The 16355-nt window shown below is 69.1% G+C and carries 13 protein-coding genes; 7 read left to right on the top strand and 6 right to left on the bottom strand.

The annotated features are described in order from the left end of the window. Positions 1-73 precede the first annotated feature (73 nt). Complete coding sequence (locus ACVBD7_RS10250; protein WP_458097382.1) at positions 74-1060, top strand: amidohydrolase family protein; 987 nt, start codon at positions 74-76, stop codon at positions 1058-1060. A gap of 47 nt (positions 1061-1107) precedes the next feature. Here the strand turns inward: ACVBD7_RS10250 and ACVBD7_RS10245 are convergent, their stop codons facing one another. From ACVBD7_RS10245 to dps, 4 genes are all read right to left on the bottom strand, one after another. Further along, a complete protein-coding gene (locus ACVBD7_RS10245; RefSeq protein WP_458097381.1) occupies positions 1108-2103 on the bottom strand; it encodes a tripartite tricarboxylate transporter substrate binding protein in 996 nt (331 codons plus the stop codon). 78 nt (positions 2104-2181) lie between these two features. After that, a complete protein-coding gene (locus tag ACVBD7_RS10240; protein WP_458097380.1) occupies positions 2182-3855 on the bottom strand; it encodes an FAD-dependent oxidoreductase in 1674 nt (557 codons plus the stop codon). Positions 3856-3939: 84 nt separating this feature from the next. Beyond that, a complete protein-coding gene (gene parE / locus ACVBD7_RS10235) occupies positions 3940-5913 on the bottom strand; it encodes a DNA topoisomerase IV subunit B (protein WP_458097379.1) in 1974 nt (657 codons plus the stop codon). Between the two features lie 114 nt (positions 5914-6027). Then, complete coding sequence (gene dps, locus ACVBD7_RS10230; RefSeq protein ID WP_458097378.1) at positions 6028-6543, bottom strand: DNA starvation/stationary phase protection protein Dps; 516 nt, start codon at positions 6541-6543, stop codon at positions 6028-6030. Between the two features lie 272 nt (positions 6544-6815). Between dps and ACVBD7_RS10225 the strand changes: the two genes are divergently transcribed. Then, positions 6816-7640: a fumarylacetoacetate hydrolase family protein gene (locus tag ACVBD7_RS10225; RefSeq protein ID WP_458097377.1), complete on the top strand. Its 825-nt coding sequence runs from the start codon at positions 6816-6818 to the stop codon at positions 7638-7640. A gap of 112 nt (positions 7641-7752) precedes the next feature. On the opposite strand, the gene ACVBD7_RS10220 is transcribed toward ACVBD7_RS10225, so the two are convergent. After that, complete coding sequence (locus tag ACVBD7_RS10220; RefSeq protein WP_458097376.1) at positions 7753-9345, bottom strand: MFS transporter; 1593 nt, start codon at positions 9343-9345, stop codon at positions 7753-7755. Between the two features lie 119 nt (positions 9346-9464). On the opposite strand from ACVBD7_RS10220, the gene ACVBD7_RS10215 reads away from it, so the two are divergent. Together ACVBD7_RS10215 and ACVBD7_RS10210 are read left to right on the top strand one after the other, a co-directional pair. Beyond that, on the top strand, positions 9465-11192 hold the full coding sequence (locus ACVBD7_RS10215) for an ABC transporter ATP-binding protein (protein ID WP_458097375.1): 1728 nt from the start codon (positions 9465-9467) through the stop codon (positions 11190-11192). 34 nt (positions 11193-11226) lie between these two features. Next, positions 11227-11556 (top strand): Mpo1-like protein, encoded by a 330-nt coding sequence (locus ACVBD7_RS10210; RefSeq protein WP_458097374.1) that lies wholly within the window; start codon positions 11227-11229, stop codon positions 11554-11556. Positions 11557-11577: 21 nt separating this feature from the next. Here ACVBD7_RS10210 and ACVBD7_RS10205 read toward each other — a convergent pair whose 3' ends face one another. Next, positions 11578-12966, bottom strand: coding sequence for an NCS2 family permease (locus tag ACVBD7_RS10205; RefSeq protein ID WP_458097373.1), 1389 nt, complete (start codon positions 12964-12966; stop codon positions 11578-11580). A 49-nt stretch (positions 12967-13015) separates the two neighbouring features. Here ACVBD7_RS10205 and araD point away from each other — a divergent pair, with 49 nt between their 5' ends. From araD to ACVBD7_RS10190, 3 genes are all read left to right on the top strand, one after another. Next, entirely contained in the window at positions 13016-14821 is a 1806-nt protein-coding gene (gene araD, locus ACVBD7_RS10200) for an L-arabinonate dehydratase (RefSeq protein ID WP_458097372.1), read from the top strand. Between the two features lie 11 nt (positions 14822-14832). Further along, a complete protein-coding gene (locus tag ACVBD7_RS10195; RefSeq protein ID WP_458097371.1) occupies positions 14833-15549 on the top strand; it encodes a ribonuclease activity regulator RraA in 717 nt (238 codons plus the stop codon). A 121-nt stretch (positions 15550-15670) separates the two neighbouring features. Continuing rightward, the gene (locus tag ACVBD7_RS10190) at positions 15671-16282 is read left to right on the top strand and encodes a cysteine hydrolase family protein (RefSeq protein ID WP_458097370.1); all 612 of its coding nucleotides are present in this window, start codon (positions 15671-15673) and stop codon (positions 16280-16282) included. Positions 16283-16355 lie beyond the last annotated feature (73 nt).

The raw sequence follows: 16355 nt of genomic DNA, 5'->3' as shown, positions 1-16355 counted from the left end.
TCGACGTCGGACCCGGTTCCGCCCATCCTCCTGCAACGCGCCACACCGCAAGCGGGCGCGGCAGGAGGAAACGATGCCAAACCACCTATCCCGCCGAGCCGCCCTGGGCGGCGCGGGAGTGATCTTAGCGGCCAGTACTCTCGCCCCGCACAGTGCCCCTGCCCAGCCGACCGCCACACCGGTCCGTGGCGTGGCCGGCCCGGTGAAATTTTCCACCGGCACCGAGCCACCCCGCACCCCCGCCCCGCCGCTGGCGACCGACTGCCACCACCACATCTACGACGCCCGCTTCCCGCCTGACCCGCGCACGCAGCTGCGCCCGCCGGACGCCTCGCCGGACGACTACCGCGCCCTCGCGCGACGGCTGGGCACGCAGCGCTCCGTTCTCGTCACCCCCTCCACCTACGGCACCGACAACCGTCTGCACCTGCAGGCCATGCGCGAACTTGGTCCGGACAACCACCGCATGGTCGCGGTGGTGGACACGAGCGTGACGGATGCGGATCTGCGCGCCATGAATGAGGCGGGGGTGCGCGGCATTCGCTTCAACCTGGTGCAGGCCGGCGTCACCACGATCGACATGCTGGAACCCCTGGCCGCGCGTGTCGCCGGCCTGGGCTGGCACTGCCAGATCCACATGCTGGCCGATCAAATCGCCGAGCACGAAGCCGTCTTCGCGCGGCTGCCCGCGCCGGTGGTGTTCGACCATCTCGGCCGCGTGCCCATGGACAAGGGCGTGGAGCATCCCGGTTACCTTACCGTCCGTCGCCTGCTGGACCGCGGCCGCGCCTGGGTGAAGCTCTCCGGCGCCTATATGGATACCAAGGTTGGCGCTGCCGGACGCTGGTCCGACACCGTGCCCGTCGCCCGCGGCTATGCCACTGGCGCGCCCGAACGCTGCGTGTGGGCAAGCGATTGGCCGCATGTGACGGAACCGCCGGAGAAGCCCGACGACGCCGCACTGTTTGACCTGCTCACCGAATGGGTGCCGGACGAGACGGCGCGCCGGCGCGTGCTGGTGGACAACCCCGCCGCCCTCTACGGCTTCGCCCGCGCCTGAACCGCCCGCGCCCCGCGCCGGAGAGTCCGGCATGGGGCGCGCACGGCCTAGCCGAGCCGCGTTCCCGCCGCGCGGATCACCCCCGCCCATTTCGCTGTTTCCGAGCGAATGAACTCCGCGAAGGCCTCCGGCGTGCCGGGTTGGGCGATCGTCCCCACCGCCTCCAGCCGCGTACGGATCTCGGGCTCGTGCAGCGTGGCCGTAAAGGCGGCGTTCAGCGCGGCGATGATCGCGGGCGGCGTACGGGCGGGCGCGACCAGCCCGAACCAGCCCACCGATTCATACCCGGCCACCCCGGCCTCCGAGAGGCTGGGGACCGTGGGAAGGCTGCCCACCCGCTCGGCCGTCGTCACGCCCAGGGCCATAACCTGCCCCGTGCCGGCCAGCCCGCCCACAGAGGCCAGGTCCACCATCGCCAGCTCCGTCTGCCCGCCCACCACGGCCGTCAGCGCGTGCCCGCTGCCACGAAAGGGGATCGGCTCCAGCCGTAGCCCCGCCATCTGGCTCAGCAACTCCGCCGAGAGATGCATCGCCGTGCCGGTGCCGCCATGGGCGATGGACAGGCCTTGCGGCTTGGACCGCGCCAACGCCCGCAGTTCCCCAAGCGTCTTCACGCCCAGGCCGGGATGCGCCGCGAGCACGAAGGGGATGCCCGCCAGCATCGTGACGGGGGCGAGGTCGCGCTGCGCGTCATAGGGCATGGAGGGGAGAAGGCTCGGGTTCACCGCCAGCGCGCCCGCAGCACCTATCCCCAGCGTGTACCCGTCCGGCGCCGCCTTCGCGACCGCGTCCATTCCGATGTTCCCGCCCGCGCCCGGCCGGTTGTCGATAACGAGAGGCTGGCCGAGGCGCGCCTCGATGCGCTGCGCCAGGATGCGGCCGATCACGTCGCTGCTTCCGCCCGGCGGGAAGGTGACGATCAGGCGGATGGGACGGGCAGGATAGGCGGACTGCGCCGCCGCGCCGCCAACCCCGGCCCCTATTCCAGCCCCGGCCAGGGCCTGCAACGCGGCGCGCCGGCGCCAGGGGCGATGGATGTCCATGTCCGTTTCCTCGTCGTCTTGGAGCGCACCGCCCGTCGTTGCGGGCGGGGTGGGTCCCGGCCGTGAGGTCGGGTCGTCTCAGGCCGCCATGCGGCGCGTGGCAGCCGGGCGGGCACCGCGCAGCAGGTCCACGAGCGCGTCCGGATCAGCCGGCGGCGCATCCCCCCGCCAGGCGACGTGCCAGTCCGGGCGCGAGAGCACGAGCGCGTGGTCGATCCCCGCCTCCCGCGCCGCTGCGGGATCGAGATCCAGCACCGCGAAAGGCATGCCTGCCCGACGCGCTGCTTCCTCCAGCCCGCCAATATCCAGCGCGGGGTCCAGCCGCAGAAGCGTGCAGCCCGGTCCCATGGCGTCGAGCAGCGAGCGCCCATCCGCCAGCCACAGATGCGGCGTCCGGCAGCCCGGCACGGTGGAGGGTGTGAAGTCCGCCATGGTGTAGGCGGGTGCCTCAGCCCCGTCGTGCGCGATGACCGGGCTGTCCGGGTAGAAATAGCCGAAGTTCAGCCCGCCGCAGCAGTATTGCTGGACGTTGAGGTCATAGGCCTCGCGCCCCAGCTTCGCCCGCGCCGCTTCCGCCTCTGGACCGCTGTCCTCGATATTCGCGGGCACCCCGCCGCGCTGGCGCATCATGGCCAGCGCATGGCCCATCGCGAAGCGGGAGACCTGCTCGGTGATCGGTCGCCGCTCGGCCTCATAGGCGTCGAGCATGCCCTCTGCGCCCCAGCCTTTCAGCACCGCGGCCAATTGCCAGGACAGGTTCACCGCATCCGCGATGCCCGCATTCATCCCGTAACCGGCATAGGGAATCCACAGATGCGCCGCATCGCCGCAGAGGAAGGCGCGGCCAACCCGGAAGCGGTCCGCTACAAGCCGGCGTCCCACCCAGTCCTCCTGGCTGAGAACCTCGTACCTGAAATCAGGCCCAACCCCGAGGATGGTGCGGATCGCCCAGTCCCGGTCCACGGAGTCGAACTCCGTCTCGTGGTCGTGCAGGTGGTTGTGCACGAGCCACTCCTCCTTGCCGTCGATGGCCACGACCGTGCCACTGCGGCGCGGATTGAGCGAAAGCAGCATCCAGGCGGGCTCGCCAATGCGGTCGATGAGATCGGGCGCGCGAATAAAGGTGGACTGCACGCGCTGCACCACAGGCGTGCCCTCCAGCTTCGCTCCCATGCCGCGGCGCACGGTGGAGCGCCCGCCGTCGCAGCCGATGATGTAGCGGGCCGTGATGGTGAAGCCCTCGCCGCCGTCCAGGCTATCGAGGGAGGCGCGAACCTCCTCCGCGTCCTGCTCGAAGCCCTCGACCGCCACGCGGTTCAGCACCCGTATGCCCGGTGTCGCGGCCATGTGGGCGAACAGCACGGGCTCGAGAAAGGTCTGGTTGATCCGATGCGGCGGCTCGGGTGTCGGCCACCAGGTATCCGGCCCGCCCTTCGCCGTGTAGCGGTCTCGACGGCAGGGAATGGAGATGCGCGACAGCTCGATGCCCGTTGCGGTCGTGCGGTAGGCGCAGTCGTTCGGGTAGTCTGCGGGAAGCCCGGTGTCGCGCAGCGCCTGCGCGACACCCAGCCGCCGGAACACCTCCATCGAACGCGCAGAGACGTGGTTGCACTTCACGTTGGGCGGTTCGCCGGCGCCGCGCCGCTCCGCCACGATCACATCCACCCCGCGCGAGGCGAGGTCCATGGCCAGCGTCATACCCACTGGGCCGCTGCCGACGACCAGCACCTCCGCACGCATATTCTGCGGCATCGCCCCACCCTCTTGTTCGTTCCTCTAAGGCCAAAGATATGACCTTATGGACCGGAACTCGGCAAGGGGCTTCTGCCGCGGGTGTCAGGCGTCCACTTCGGCCTCGTCCAGCTTGGACGCGTTCTCCTGGATGAACTTGAAGCGCAGCTCGGGCTTGCGGCCCATCAGCGCCTCGATCAGCTCGGCCGTCTCGGCCCGCGCCTCCTGCGGCAGCATCACCCGCAGCAGGGTGCGCTTCTTCGGATCCATCGTCGTCTCCTTCAGCGACGCGGGCGGCATCTCGCCCAGGCCCTTGAAGCGGCTGACCTCGACCTTCTGGTTCGCCTTGAACTCGCGCTTCAGGATGCGCTCCCGATCGGCGTCGTCCTTCGCGTAGACGCTCTTCGCGCCGTGCTGCAGCCGATACAGCGGCGGCTGCGCGAGATAGACATGCCCCTCCCGGACGAGTGCCGGCAGCTCCTTGTAGAAGAAGGTCATCAGCAGCGCCGCGATATGCGCGCCGTCCACATCCGCGTCCGTCATGACGATGATGCGGCCGTAGCGCAGCCGGGCGAGGTCGAAGCGGTCTCCGATGCCGCAGCCCAGCGCCTCCACCAGGTCCCGCAGCTCCTGGTTGGCGCGCAGCTTCTCGGTGCTGGCCGATGCCACGTTCAGGATCTTGCCCCGCAGCGGCAGCACAGCCTGCGTCATCCGGTCCCGCGCCTGCTTGGCCGAACCGCCGGCGGAATCGCCCTCCACCAGGAACAGCTCGGTGCTCGCTGCATTCTCGGAGGAGCAATCGGCCAGCTTGCCGGGAAGGCGCAGCTTGCGCGTTGCCGTCTTGCGCGGCGTGTCCTTCAGTTCCTTGCGCCGGATGCGGTCCTCGGCGCGCTCGATCGCCCAGGCCAGCAGGTTGTCCGCGTTGCGCGTGTCCCCCGTCAGCCAGTGGTCGAAATGGTCGCGCAGGCCGGCTTCCACGAGCCGCGCGGCCTCGGGGGAGGTGAGCTTGTCCTTCGTCTGCCCCTGGAACTGCGGCTCGCGCACGAAGACCGAGACCATGCCGGCCAGCCCACCGAACAGGTCCTCGGCGGTGACATTCGCCGCACGCTTCTCCTTCCGCAGCTCGCCATAGGCCCGCAAGCCCTTCACGAGCGCGTTGCGGAACCCGGCCTCATGCGTGCCGCCCTGGGGCGTAGGGATGGTATTTGCATAGGTGGAGAGGAATCCCTCACCGCCCTCCAGCCAGGTCGCTGCCCATTCGGCGCGGCCTGCACCGCCGGGGAAGGTGGACTCCCCGGCCCAGGGCGCCGGAATGACCACCGGCTTCCCCTCGATTGCCGCGGCCAGATAATCGGTCAGCCCGCCCGGGAAATGCAGCGTGGCCTGAGCGGGCGTGTCGTCCTTTATCAGCCGCGGGTCGCAGGACCAGCGGATCTCCACGCCCTTGTACAGATACGCCTTGGACCGGCAGAACCGGTACAGGCGCTGCGCCGCGAATTGCAGCTTGCCGAAGATGTCGGGGTCCGGCCGGAAGCGGATGGTGGTCCCGCGGCGGTTGTGCACCGGCCCGGCGTTCTTCAGCTTGCCCAGCGGCTTGCCGCGCGAATAGGCCTGGGTGAACAGGGTGCGGTCGCGCGCGACCTCCACATCCATCCGCTCCGACAGCGCATTGACGACCGAGGAGCCGACACCGTGCAGGCCGCCCGAGGTGTCGTAGGCCTTGCCCGAGAACTTGCCGCCAGAATGCAGCGTGGTGAGGATCACCTCGAGCGCGGACAGCTTGGGGAACTTCGGGTGGGGGTCCACCGGGATGCCGCGGCCATTGTCGCGCACCGTCAGCCAGTTGTCCGGCTCCAGCGTCACCTCGATACGGTCGGCATGCCCCGCCACCGCCTCGTCCATGGCGTTATCGATCACCTCGGAGGCCAGGTGATGGAGCGCGTTCTCGTCCGTGCCGCCGATATACATGCCCGGGCGTCGGCGGACGGGCTCTAGCCCCTCCAGCACCTCGATATCGGCCGCGGAATAGGATTGTTGGGCCGGGCCCTTGGGGGCACGGCCGCCGAAGAGATCGTTCATGTCTTGTTCTAGTCCCCTGGCCCAAACTAGCCTGCCGGGGACTCAAAACGCAACCGCCCCCGGCGCCAGGGGCGCCGGGGGCGGGCGGTTCCTCACGGCAGGGCCGCGAAGAGGTCAGTCCTTACCCTGGAGATGGGCCTCGATCATCCACAGCGACTTGTCGACCTCGCGGGAGACCTGGGTCAGCAGGTCGGCGGTGTCGGCGTCGCCGGCCTCGTCCGTGCTGTCGATGCCCTCGCGCAGGTTCTTCGCCATTTCGGCGTAGCGGTCGGCCAGGGCCGCGCAGTGATCCAGTCCGTCCAGCACCTTGTTGTCATAGGGCTTGATGCGGGTCTGGGCGCCGACCGTCTGGGTGGTGCCGTCGGCGATGGCGCCCAACTGCACGGCGCGCTCCGCCAGCTCGTCCGTCTGCTCGTTCAGCATAATGTAGAAGGTTTCGAACATCTTGTGCAGGCCATAGAAGTGGCTGCCCTTGACGTTCCAATGGGCCTGGCGGGTCATGTTCGTCAGGTCGATGATGTCGGTCAGGCAGGCCTGGAGCACACCGATCGAAACGGCCTTGCCGTTGGTCGGGGTGTCGTTGCGGGTCGGAATCTTGCCCGGCACCTTGCCGGCTTCGCTCTTCGCCATGGTGGGCTCCCTTGGGGATCAGGTCCGTCGGACCGGTGGAGGGTGGGGCAAGCGCGCCCCTGGCAAGCCGAATGCCCGAGGCCGGGGAAGGTTTCCAGCGGGCCCCGGCGATGCTCGGCACGCATGGCAGAACGGGCGGCCGTCGCCTGGACGCCTCCCGAAACGTTCAGCAGCCAGAGGACGCGCGGCGCTGGATGTGCGGGGACACGGTGCTAGTCTGCGCAGTATCCGGCGCGGTCGGCCCAGCCGGAACAAAGAACGAGGAACGCACCATGGAAACCAATCGTCGCGGCATGCTGGGGGCCGCGCTGCCCCTGGGCGCCGCCGGGCTGATGGGCGCCGGGGCGCCGGGCCTCGTCTCCCCTGCCGCCGCCCAGGTGGCGAGCGCGCCCCGCACCCTCTTCACCGTGCCGCAGACCGTCATCCCCGTGGTGGGCAGCGAGGCCGGCTTTCCCGTGCGCCGGGTCTACTGCATCGGCCGCAACTACGCCGCCCATGCCCGCGAGATGGGGTCGGACCCTACGCGCGAGCCGCCCTTCTTCTTCCAGAAGCCGGCTGACGCCATCCAGTTCGTCGCGCCCGGCACCGTGGCGGACCACCCCTATCCCTCGCTCACCCGCAACTACCACTATGAAGTGGAGCTGGTTGCCGCGCTGAAGTCCGGCGGCCGCAACATCCCGACCGACCGCGCGCTCGAGCACGTCCACTCCTACGCCGTCGGCCTCGACATGACGCGTCGCGACCTGCAGCGCGGCATGGGCGACCAGAAGAAGCCCTGGGAGATCGGGAAGAGCTTCGACATGTCCGCTCCCATCGGCCCGCTGCACCCCGCGGAGCGCACCGGCGCCTTCACCAAGGGCGCCATCTCCCTCGCCGTGAACGGCCAGGTAAAGCAGAACGCGGATCTCTCCCAGATGATCTGGAGCGTGGCCGAGCAGATCTCGAAGCTCTCGGAGGCCTTCGAGCTGAAGGCCGGCGACATCATCTATTCCGGCACGCCCGAGAATGTCGGGCCGGTGGTGCCGGGCGATGTCCTCCTCTGCAAGATCGAGGGCCTGCCGGACCTCTCCGTGCGGATCACGCCCGCGCAGACCTGAGACGGCGCGGATGGCCTCGGGAGGACTGCCTCCCGAGGCCCGTCGCTGCGGACCCGGCATGGCTCGGGACTAAGAAAGTCACCCTCCCTCCCGGGGCCACGCCTTCCGCGTCTCAGACCGGAAGCTGCATGAACCGCTCCGCCTCCGGTGCGGATCCCGGCATTTGAAAACTCGCTGCCGCGGCCAGGATGGCGTGATCCGTCTCTGACATCCGCGCCTGTTCGCGCAGGTGGTCGGTCCAGGACCGGACCGCCCAAAGCTCGATGTAGCGCTCGGGGTGGGCGACATCCTCGTAGAGCCGCCAAACCACCGCGCCCGACCGCAGCCGCACACCGCGCACTTCCGCCATTGCCAGCAGGAACGCAGCACGGGAGGGGGCGGGCACAGCGTAGCGCACGGTTTCCAGCAGCCGCGCATCGTCGTTCCGCAAAGTGGCGAGAAGTTCCGGCGCGGGGGCGTCGGGCACCGGCTCGGCCGGCAGGGGCGCGAGCGGGGCAGGGGAGGTGGCCTCCATCGGCAGGCGCCGCGTGGCGAAGGCGAGGGCGATGCTAGCCAACCCGAAGGCGACGAGCGTGTGCGGAACGCCAAAGGCCGCGCCGCCCACGCCGCCGAGGGCGGAGCCGAGCACCATCGCCCCGAAGGTCGCCACCTGGAACAGCCCGATCGCCCGCGCCCGCACCCAGGGCCGCGCGCCGAGCTGGGCCGAGGCCGAGAGGGTGGAGGTCATCCCCAGCCAGCAGGCGCCGTAGCACAGCATAGCGATCCCGGCCGGCGCCCAATGGGTGGAAAGCCCCAGCAGCACCATCGAGACGCCGACGCCGCTGGAGCAGAGCACGACGGTAGCCGAGCGCGAGAGGCGGGACCGCAGCGCCGGCAGGAAGAAGCCCGCCGCAACCGCGCCGGCTCCCATGGCCCCCAGCATCAACCCGAAGGCGCCGGGGCCAAGGCCCAGCCGGTAGCGCACCAGCACCGGCAGCAGCCCCCAGACCGCCGTGCCCGCGAAGAAGCAGGCGGTGGCGCGCAGGATGATGCCGCGCATGACCGGGCTGGCCAGCACGAAGCGCAGCCCGCTTCCCATCGCATCCAGGAAGCCCTCGCGCGGGGTGGTTTCCTCTGCGGGCGTGCGGCGCCACAGCAGCAGCGCGACGATGAGGATGAGGAAGCAAACCGCGTTCAGCCCGAAGGCCACCTCCGCCCCCGCCCAGCCCAGCACCAGCCCGCCGACCGCGGGGCCGATGGCGCGTGCCAGGTTGAAACCCATGGCGTTCAGCACGATCGCCTGCACCAGGTCCTCGCGCCGGACCAGCTCGGGCGTGGTGGCGCCGAAGGCTGGGAAGTTCGCGGCCGCCCCCATGCCGATGCAGAAGGTCAGCGCCAGCAGCCCCCAGGGCCCGAGCGCGCCTGCGGCGGTGAGGGCGCAGAGGATGAGCGCCGTGGCGAGGATCCAGAGCTGGGTGAGCAGCAGGAAGCGCCGCCGGTCCATGATGTCCGCCAGCGCCCCGGCCGGCAGCGCCAGCAGGAAGACCGGCAGCATGGAGGCCACCTGCACCAGGCTGACCATGACCGGGGAAGGGGAGAGGGAGGTCATCAGCCATCCGGCCCCGGTGGCCTGCACCCATCCCCCGATATTGCTGAAGAGGGTTCCGATCCAGAGCATCCGGAAGGCAGGGTTCCGGAAGGGGAGGAAGGCGGCGGGAGCGGGCATAGGGTGGTGAAAGAACCGGATGAAGGTGGCGGTTTCGTGGTTCGGCGGAACCGCGGCCGTGGCGTGAACGCCGTGTTGTGCGGTGCGAAGCGCGCGCCAGGGTGGTAGAGGCCGGGGCCATGCTCAAGCGCTTCTTCGCCTATTACCGCCCGCACCGGCGGCTTTTCGTACTCGACTTCGGCTGCGCGGTGCTCTCCGGGCTGCTGGAACTCGGCTTTCCGCTCGCCGTGAAGGCCTTCGTGGACCGGCTGCTGCCGGGGCAGGACTGGGGGCTGATCGGGCTGGCCGCGGCCGGGCTGCTGGCGATCTACCTGCTGAATGCCGGGCTCATGGCCGTGGTCACCTATTGGGGTCACATGCTCGGCATCAACATCGAGACGGAGATGCGCCGCCGTGCCTTCGCGCATCTCCAAAAGCTGTCCTTCTCCTATTTCGACAACCACAAGACTGGCCATCTCGTCGGCCGCCTGACCAAGGACCTGGAGGAGATCGGGGAGGTGGCCCATCACGGGCCGGAGGACCTGTTCATCGCGGTGATGACTTTCCTCGGCGCCTTCCTGCTGATGTTCTCGGTCAATGCCGAGCTGGCGCTGATCACGGCGGCCATCGTCCCGCTCACCGGCTGGATCACCGCGCGCTTCGGCGGGCGGATGACGCGCAACTGGCACGCCATCTTCGGGCGCGTGGGCGGCTTCAATGCGCGGATTGAGGAGAATGTCGGCGGCATCCGCGTGGTGCAGGCCTTCGCCAACGAGGAGCACGAGCGCCAGCTCTTCGCCCGCGACAACGAGGGCTACCGCACCACCAAGCTGGAAGCCTACCGCCTGATGGCGGCCAGCGGCTCGCTCTCCTACCTCTCGATGCGGCTGACGCAGATGGTGGTGATGGTGGCTGGCAGCTGGTTCGTGCTGCATGACCAGCTCACCGCCGGCGGCTTCATCGGCTTCCTGCTGCTCGTCGGCGTGTTCTTCCGCCCCGTCGAGAAGATCAATTCAGTCATCGAGACCTACCCCAAGGGCATCGCCGGCTTCCGCCGCTACACCGAGCTGATGGACACCGCGCCCGACATCGCGGACCGCCCGGATGCGCGCCCCGCGCCGGCGCTCCGGGGCGTAATCCGCTACGAGGAGGTGCGCTTCGGCTATGCCGCCCCCGGCATGGAAGCCCGCCCCGTGCTGGACGGCATCGACCTCCATATCCGCCCCGGCGAGACGGTCGCCTTCGTCGGCCCCTCAGGTGCCGGCAAGACCACCCTCTGCTCCCTCCTGCCGCGCTTCTACGAGGTGACCGGCGGGCGCATCACCATCGACGGCATCGACATCCGCGACATGACCCTCGCCTCGCTGCGGGGCCAGATCGGCATCGTGCAGCAGGACGTGTTCCTGTTCGGCGGCACCATCCGCGAGAACATCGCTTATGGCCGCCTGGGCGCCAGCGAGTCCGAAATCGCGGAAGCCGCCCGCCGCGCCCGGCTGGACGGCGTGATTGCCGCCCTGCCAGAGGGGCTGGACACCGTGATCGGCGAGCGCGGCGTGAAGCTCTCCGGCGGGCAGAAGCAGCGCCTGGCCATTGCACGCATCTTTCTGAAGAACCCGCCCATCCTCATCCTGGACGAAGCCACCTCCGCGCTGGATACGGAGACGGAGCGCGCCATCCAGGCCTCCCTGCAGGAGCTGTCGGAAGGCCGCACCAGCCTCGTCATCGCCCACCGCCTCGCCACCATCCGGGATGCCGACCGCATCGTCGTTGTGGAGGACGGCCGTGTGGTGGAACAGGGCCGGCACGGGGAGCTGCTCGGCCAGGGCGGCGTCTATTCCCGGCTGGCGGCGGTTCAACGCGCCAGTTGATCCCGCCCCGCCCGGTTCTGCTACGCTCCCCCCCATGGCGCAGCGCTTCACCACCTATGCCGAGTTCTGGCCCCACTACCTCCGCGAACACGCGGATCCGCTGACGCGGCGCGTGCATGTGCTTGGTACGCTGATCGGGATTGGGCTGTTCCTCGCCGGCCTCCTCACCGGCCGCTGGTGGCTGCTGCTGGCCGGGCTGGTCAGTGGCTACCTCTTTGCCTGGGTCAGCCACATGACCATCGAGCGCAACCGCCCGGCCACCTTCACCCACCCGCTCTGGTCCCTCGGCTCGGACCTGCGAATGGCCTGGCTGTTCCTCACCGGGCGGCTGAAGGCAGAGTTGCGGCGCGCCGGGGTCCGCTAGCTCTTCACCGCATCGTGCCACTCAGGACAGTGCGAGCTGCAGCGCCGAGAGCACGGCCAGCACCCACACCGCCCCATGCACCTCCCGCACCCGCCCCGCGCCCAGCTTGATCAGCGCATAGGCGGTGAAGGCGATCCCGATCCCGGTCCCAATCGAGAAGGTGAAGGGCATTGCCAGCGCGCCGAGGATGGCCGGCAAGTATTCGGTCACATCCTCCCAATCTAGGTCGCGCAGGGACTCCGCCATCAAGCAGGCGACGAAGATAAGGGCAGGGGCGGTGGCGAAACCCGGGATGGCGGTAGCGACCGGGGAGAAGAACAAGGCGAGCAGGAACAGCACTCCGACCGTCAGCGCCGTCAGCCCCGTACGCCCGCCGGCCTGGATGCCCGCCGCACTCTCGATGTAGCTGACGGCCGGCGAGGTCCCCAGCGCCGCGCCGATCATCGCAGCGCCGCTATCCGCGACCAGCGCCCGGCCGAGCCGCGGCACGGAGCCATCCGGGCGCATCAGCCCGGCGCGGCGCGTGGTGCCGATCAGCGTGCCCGCATTGTTCAGCAGGTCGGCGACGAAAAAGGTGAAGACGATGCTCGCCGTGGCCAGTGTGAAGGCACCGGCCAAGTCCATTTGCAGGAAGGTGGGCCCGATGGAGGGCGGCGCGGAGACCACACCCTCGAAGCGCGTCAGCCCGAGCGGAATGCCCGCCAGCGCCGTCGCCAGCACGCCCAGGATGATCGCCCCCGGCACGCGCCGGGCCGAGAGCGCCGCAATCAGGATGAACCCCGCCGACCCCAGCAGCACCGGCGCCGAACCGAGCTTTCCGAGGGTGACGAGGGTGGCCGGATGGTCCACCACCAGCCCGAGATTCTGCATCCCGATCAGCCCGAGCAGCAGCCCGATCCCCGCCGCGATGCCAAGCTTAAGCGAGAGCGGGATGCCGTTGATCAACCATTCTCGGAAGCCCGCGAGCGAGACGATCAGGAAGATCACGCCCGACAGGAACACCGCCCCCAGCGCCACCTGCCAGGACACACCCATCTCGCCCACCACGGAGAAGGCGAAATAGGCGTTCACCCCCATCCCCGGCGCGAGCGCGATCGGAAAGTTGGCCAGCAGCGCCATCAGCGCGCAGCCGATGGCGGCCGCGAGGCAGGTGGCGACAAAGGCCGCCCCGGGGTCGATCCCGGCCGCCGCCAGCACCCGCGGGTTGACGACGATGATGTAGGCCATGGCGAGAAAGGTGGTCAGCCCTGCCACCATCTCCCGCCGCGGGGTGGTCCCGTTCTCCGAAAGCCTGAACAGCCTTTCCAGCAACGCCCCGTTCCCCTGATCCTCGCGGACAGGGAAACAGGCATTGTGCACTGCCGCAACGGCCCTCTCGCCAAAAAGCCCGGCGCGCATGGACTTCCGCACCGCCGCCGATCTGCTATGTCAGGTGGAAGACCACTCCGGAGGATGCGCCATGGCCGATCCGAACCTGCCGCCCCAGCCCCTGAACGCCGAGGCGCTGGAGCCCGGCGACACGAGGGCGGGCCCGGTGCGCAAGACCGCCGCCGAGCTCCGCTCCGCCCGCTGGTTCGGCCCCGCCGACCTCCGCAGCTTCGGCCACCGCTCGCGCGCCATGCAGATGGGCTACAGCCCCGAGGAATGGACGGGCAAGCCGGTCATCGCGATCGTCAACACCTGGTCCGACCTCAATCCCTGCCATGTCCACTTCAAGCAGCGGGTGGAGGATGTGAAGCGCGGCATCCTGATGGCAGGCGGGTTCCCAGTGGAGCTGCCGGCGATCTCGGTGAGCGAGAGCTTCGTCAAGCCGACGACGATGATGTACCGCAACTTCCTGGCCATGGAGACGGAGGAGCTGCTGCGCTCCCACCCAGTGGACGGCGCGGTGCTGATGGGCGGCTGCGACAAGACCACGCCGGGCCTGCTGCTGGGAGCCACCAGCATGAACATCCCCGCCATCTTCCTGCCCGCCGGCCCCATGCTGCGCGGCAACTGGCAGGGCAAGGTGCTCGGCTCCGGCTCTGATTCCTGGAAGTACTGGGACGAGCTGCGCGCCGGCAAGATCACCGACCAGGACTGGCTGGGTGTGGAGGGCGGCATCGCCCGCTCCTACGGCACCTGCATGACCATGGGCACGGCCAGCACCATGACCGCCATCGCGGAATCGGTGGGCATGGTGCTGCCCGGCGGCTCCTCCATCCCGGCCGCCGATGCCGGCCATATTCGCCTGGCCAGCGAGAGCGGGCGCCGGATCGTGGAGATGGTTTGGGAAGATCTCACCCCGCACAAGATCCAGACCAAGCCGGCCTTCGAGAACGCCATCGCGGTTGCGATGGCCATGGGCTGCTCCACCAACGCCATCATCCATTTGATCGCCATGGCGCGCCGCGCGGGCCAGGAGATCGGCCTCGAGGATTTCGAGCGCTACTCCCGCCGCGTGCCGGTCATCGGCAACGTCCGCCCCTCCGGCAACGCCTATCTGATGGAGGACTTCTTCTACGCCGGCGGCATCCGCGGGTTGATGAACAACATCCGCGAGCATCTCGATCTCTCCTGCGTCACCGTCACCGGCAAGACGCTGGGCGAGAACATCGAGGGTGCGAAGGTCTATAACGACGACGTTATCCGCGGCACCGCGAACGCCATCTACGGCGAAGGTTCGCTGGCCGTGCTGAAGGGCAACCTCGCCCCCGATGGCTGCGTCATCAAGCCCGCCGCCATGGACCAGAAGTTCCTCAAGCATTCCGGCCCCGCCGTGGTGTTCGACGACTATCCCTCCATGAAGAAGGCCGTCGAGGACGAGAGCTACCCCTTCACCCCCGACACGGTAATGGTGCTGCGCAATGCCGGCCCCCAGGGGGGGCCTGGCATGCCGGAATGGGGCATGCTGCCCATGCCGAAGAAGCTGCTGAAGATGGGCCTGCGCGACATGATGCGCATGTCGGATGCCCGCATGTCCGGCACCTCCTACGGCGCCTGCGTGCTGCACGTCTCGCCGGAATCCTACATCGGCGGCCCGCTCGCCCTGCTGCGAAACGGCGACATCGTCACGGTGGACGTGGATGCCCGCACCATCAACATGGAAGTGTCCGAGGAGGAGCTCGCCCGCCGCCGCGCCGAGTGGAAGGCGCCCGAGCCGCGCTTCGAGCGGGGCTACGGCTACATGTTCTCCAAGCACATCCAGCAGGCGAATGAGGGCTGCGACTTCGACTTCCTGCGCACCGAGTTCGGCGCGCCGGTCTCCGAACCCGTGATCTACTGAGGAACCCGTCCATGGCCCTGTCCAACGAGACGCGCGACAAGCTGAAGGGCGTCTCCACCGCCACCCTCGCCACCGCCCTGTTCAAGCGCGGGCTGCGCAGCCAGTTCATCCAGAATGTGCACCCGCTGCGCGTGCGCCAGGAAAGCATGGTCGGCGAGGCCTTCACGCTGCGCTACATCCCGGCGCGCGAGGATCTGAACGGCATCGAGGTGTTCAAGGATCCCAACCATCCGCAGCGCAAGGGCGTGGAATCCTGCCCGCCCGGTGCCGTGCTGGTGATGGACAGCCGCAAGGACGCGCGCGCCGCCTCCGCCGGCTCCATCCTCGTCACGCGGCTGATGGTGCGCGGCGTTGCCGGCGTGGTCACCGATGGCGGCTTCCGTGACGCGGTGGAGATCGCGGCGATGGACATCCCCACCTACCACTCCCGCCCCTCCGCGCCGACGAACCTGACGCTGAACCACGCCATCGACCTCAACGTGCCGATCGGCTGCGGCGACGCGCCGGTCTTCCCGGGCGACGTAATCGTGGGCGATGGCGACGGCGTCATCGTCATCCCTGCCGGCATCGCCGAGGAGATCGCGAACGAGGCGGTGGAGATGACCGCCTATGAGGACTTCGTCACCGAGCGCGTGCGCGGCGGCCAGCCCATCATCGGCCTCTACCCCGCTACCGACCCGAAAAATCTCGAGGTCTTCGCCAACTGGCGCAAGGAAAAGGGGCGCTGATCCGCGCCACCACCAAGACAGGTTAAGGCGCGATCGCGCCCGCCGCGCTTTACGGTCGCTCCGGGTCTGACCCCGGCGCGGCCGGAGCGTTCCTGCCGAACGATTTCGGAGGAACCGCCCGATGTCCGATGAGAACGGGCTGCGCTTCGGCCCGCTGACCGAGACCTGCGCGCATCTCTGCATCGACATGCAGAACCTCTTCGCCGAGGGCACCGACTGGCACACGCCCTGGATGAAGCGGGTACTGCCCATGGTCACCCGCATCGCCGAGGCCCATCCCGACCGCACCATCTTCACCCGCTTCATCCCTGCCGAACGTTCGGGGGTAGGGGAGGGCACATGGCGCCACTACTGGGAGCGCTGGAAGAGCATGACGCAGGAAGTGCTGCATCCCTCCATGCTCGAACTGCTGCCGCCACTCGCTCATCTGGCGCCTCCAGCCCTGGTGCTCGACAAGCCGGTCTATTCGCCCTGGCTGGCACCGGATCTCGGCCGCGTGCTGACCGAGCGCGGGATCGACACGCTGGTGATCAGTGGCGCCGAGACGGATGTATGCGTGCTGGCCGCCGTAATCGGCGCCGTGGACCGCGGTTACCGCGTCGTCATTCCGACCGACGCCCTCTGCTCCTCCTCAGACCGCACGCATGACGCGCTTCTCACCCTGTATCGCGAGCGCTACGGACAGCAGGTAGAGACGGTGACCACGGATCAGCTGCTGGAAGCCTGGCGCTAACCGGCCCAGGACCATCACCGCGCTGCCGCCTCAGCGAACCGCCGGCGATGTCCGGCCAGCCTCAAGCTCCCCG

The organism is Roseomonas sp. WA12, from assembly GCF_054165765.1.
The sequence above is the reverse complement of the archived record's forward strand: the minus strand, read 5'-3'. Positions and strand labels throughout refer to the sequence as shown.

Bases quoted from the DNA above. Each gene is read 5' to 3' on its own strand.
- ACVBD7_RS10250 (WP_458097382.1), top strand. From the start codon at position 74: ATGCCAAACCACCTATCCCGCCGAGCCGCCCTGGGCGGCGCGGGAGTG.
- ACVBD7_RS10245 (WP_458097381.1), bottom strand. From the start codon at position 2,103: ATGGACATCCATCGCCCCTGGCGCCGGCGCGCCGCGTTGCAGGCCCTG.
- ACVBD7_RS10240 (WP_458097380.1), bottom strand. From the start codon at position 3,855: ATGCCGCAGAATATGCGTGCGGAGGTGCTGGTCGTCGGCAGCGGCCCA.
- parE (WP_458097379.1), bottom strand. From the start codon at position 5,913: ATGAACGATCTCTTCGGCGGCCGTGCCCCCAAGGGCCCGGCCCAACAA.
- dps (WP_458097378.1), bottom strand. From the start codon at position 6,543: ATGGCGAAGAGCGAAGCCGGCAAGGTGCCGGGCAAGATTCCGACCCGC.
- ACVBD7_RS10225 (WP_458097377.1), top strand. From the start codon at position 6,816: ATGGAAACCAATCGTCGCGGCATGCTGGGGGCCGCGCTGCCCCTGGGC.
- ACVBD7_RS10220 (WP_458097376.1), bottom strand. From the start codon at position 9,345: ATGCCCGCTCCCGCCGCCTTCCTCCCCTTCCGGAACCCTGCCTTCCGG.
- ACVBD7_RS10215 (WP_458097375.1), top strand. From the start codon at position 9,465: ATGCTCAAGCGCTTCTTCGCCTATTACCGCCCGCACCGGCGGCTTTTC.
- ACVBD7_RS10210 (WP_458097374.1), top strand. From the start codon at position 11,227: ATGGCGCAGCGCTTCACCACCTATGCCGAGTTCTGGCCCCACTACCTC.
- araD (WP_458097372.1), top strand. From the start codon at position 13,016: ATGGCCGATCCGAACCTGCCGCCCCAGCCCCTGAACGCCGAGGCGCTG.
- ACVBD7_RS10195 (WP_458097371.1), top strand. From the start codon at position 14,833: ATGGCCCTGTCCAACGAGACGCGCGACAAGCTGAAGGGCGTCTCCACC.
- ACVBD7_RS10190 (WP_458097370.1), top strand. From the start codon at position 15,671: ATGTCCGATGAGAACGGGCTGCGCTTCGGCCCGCTGACCGAGACCTGC.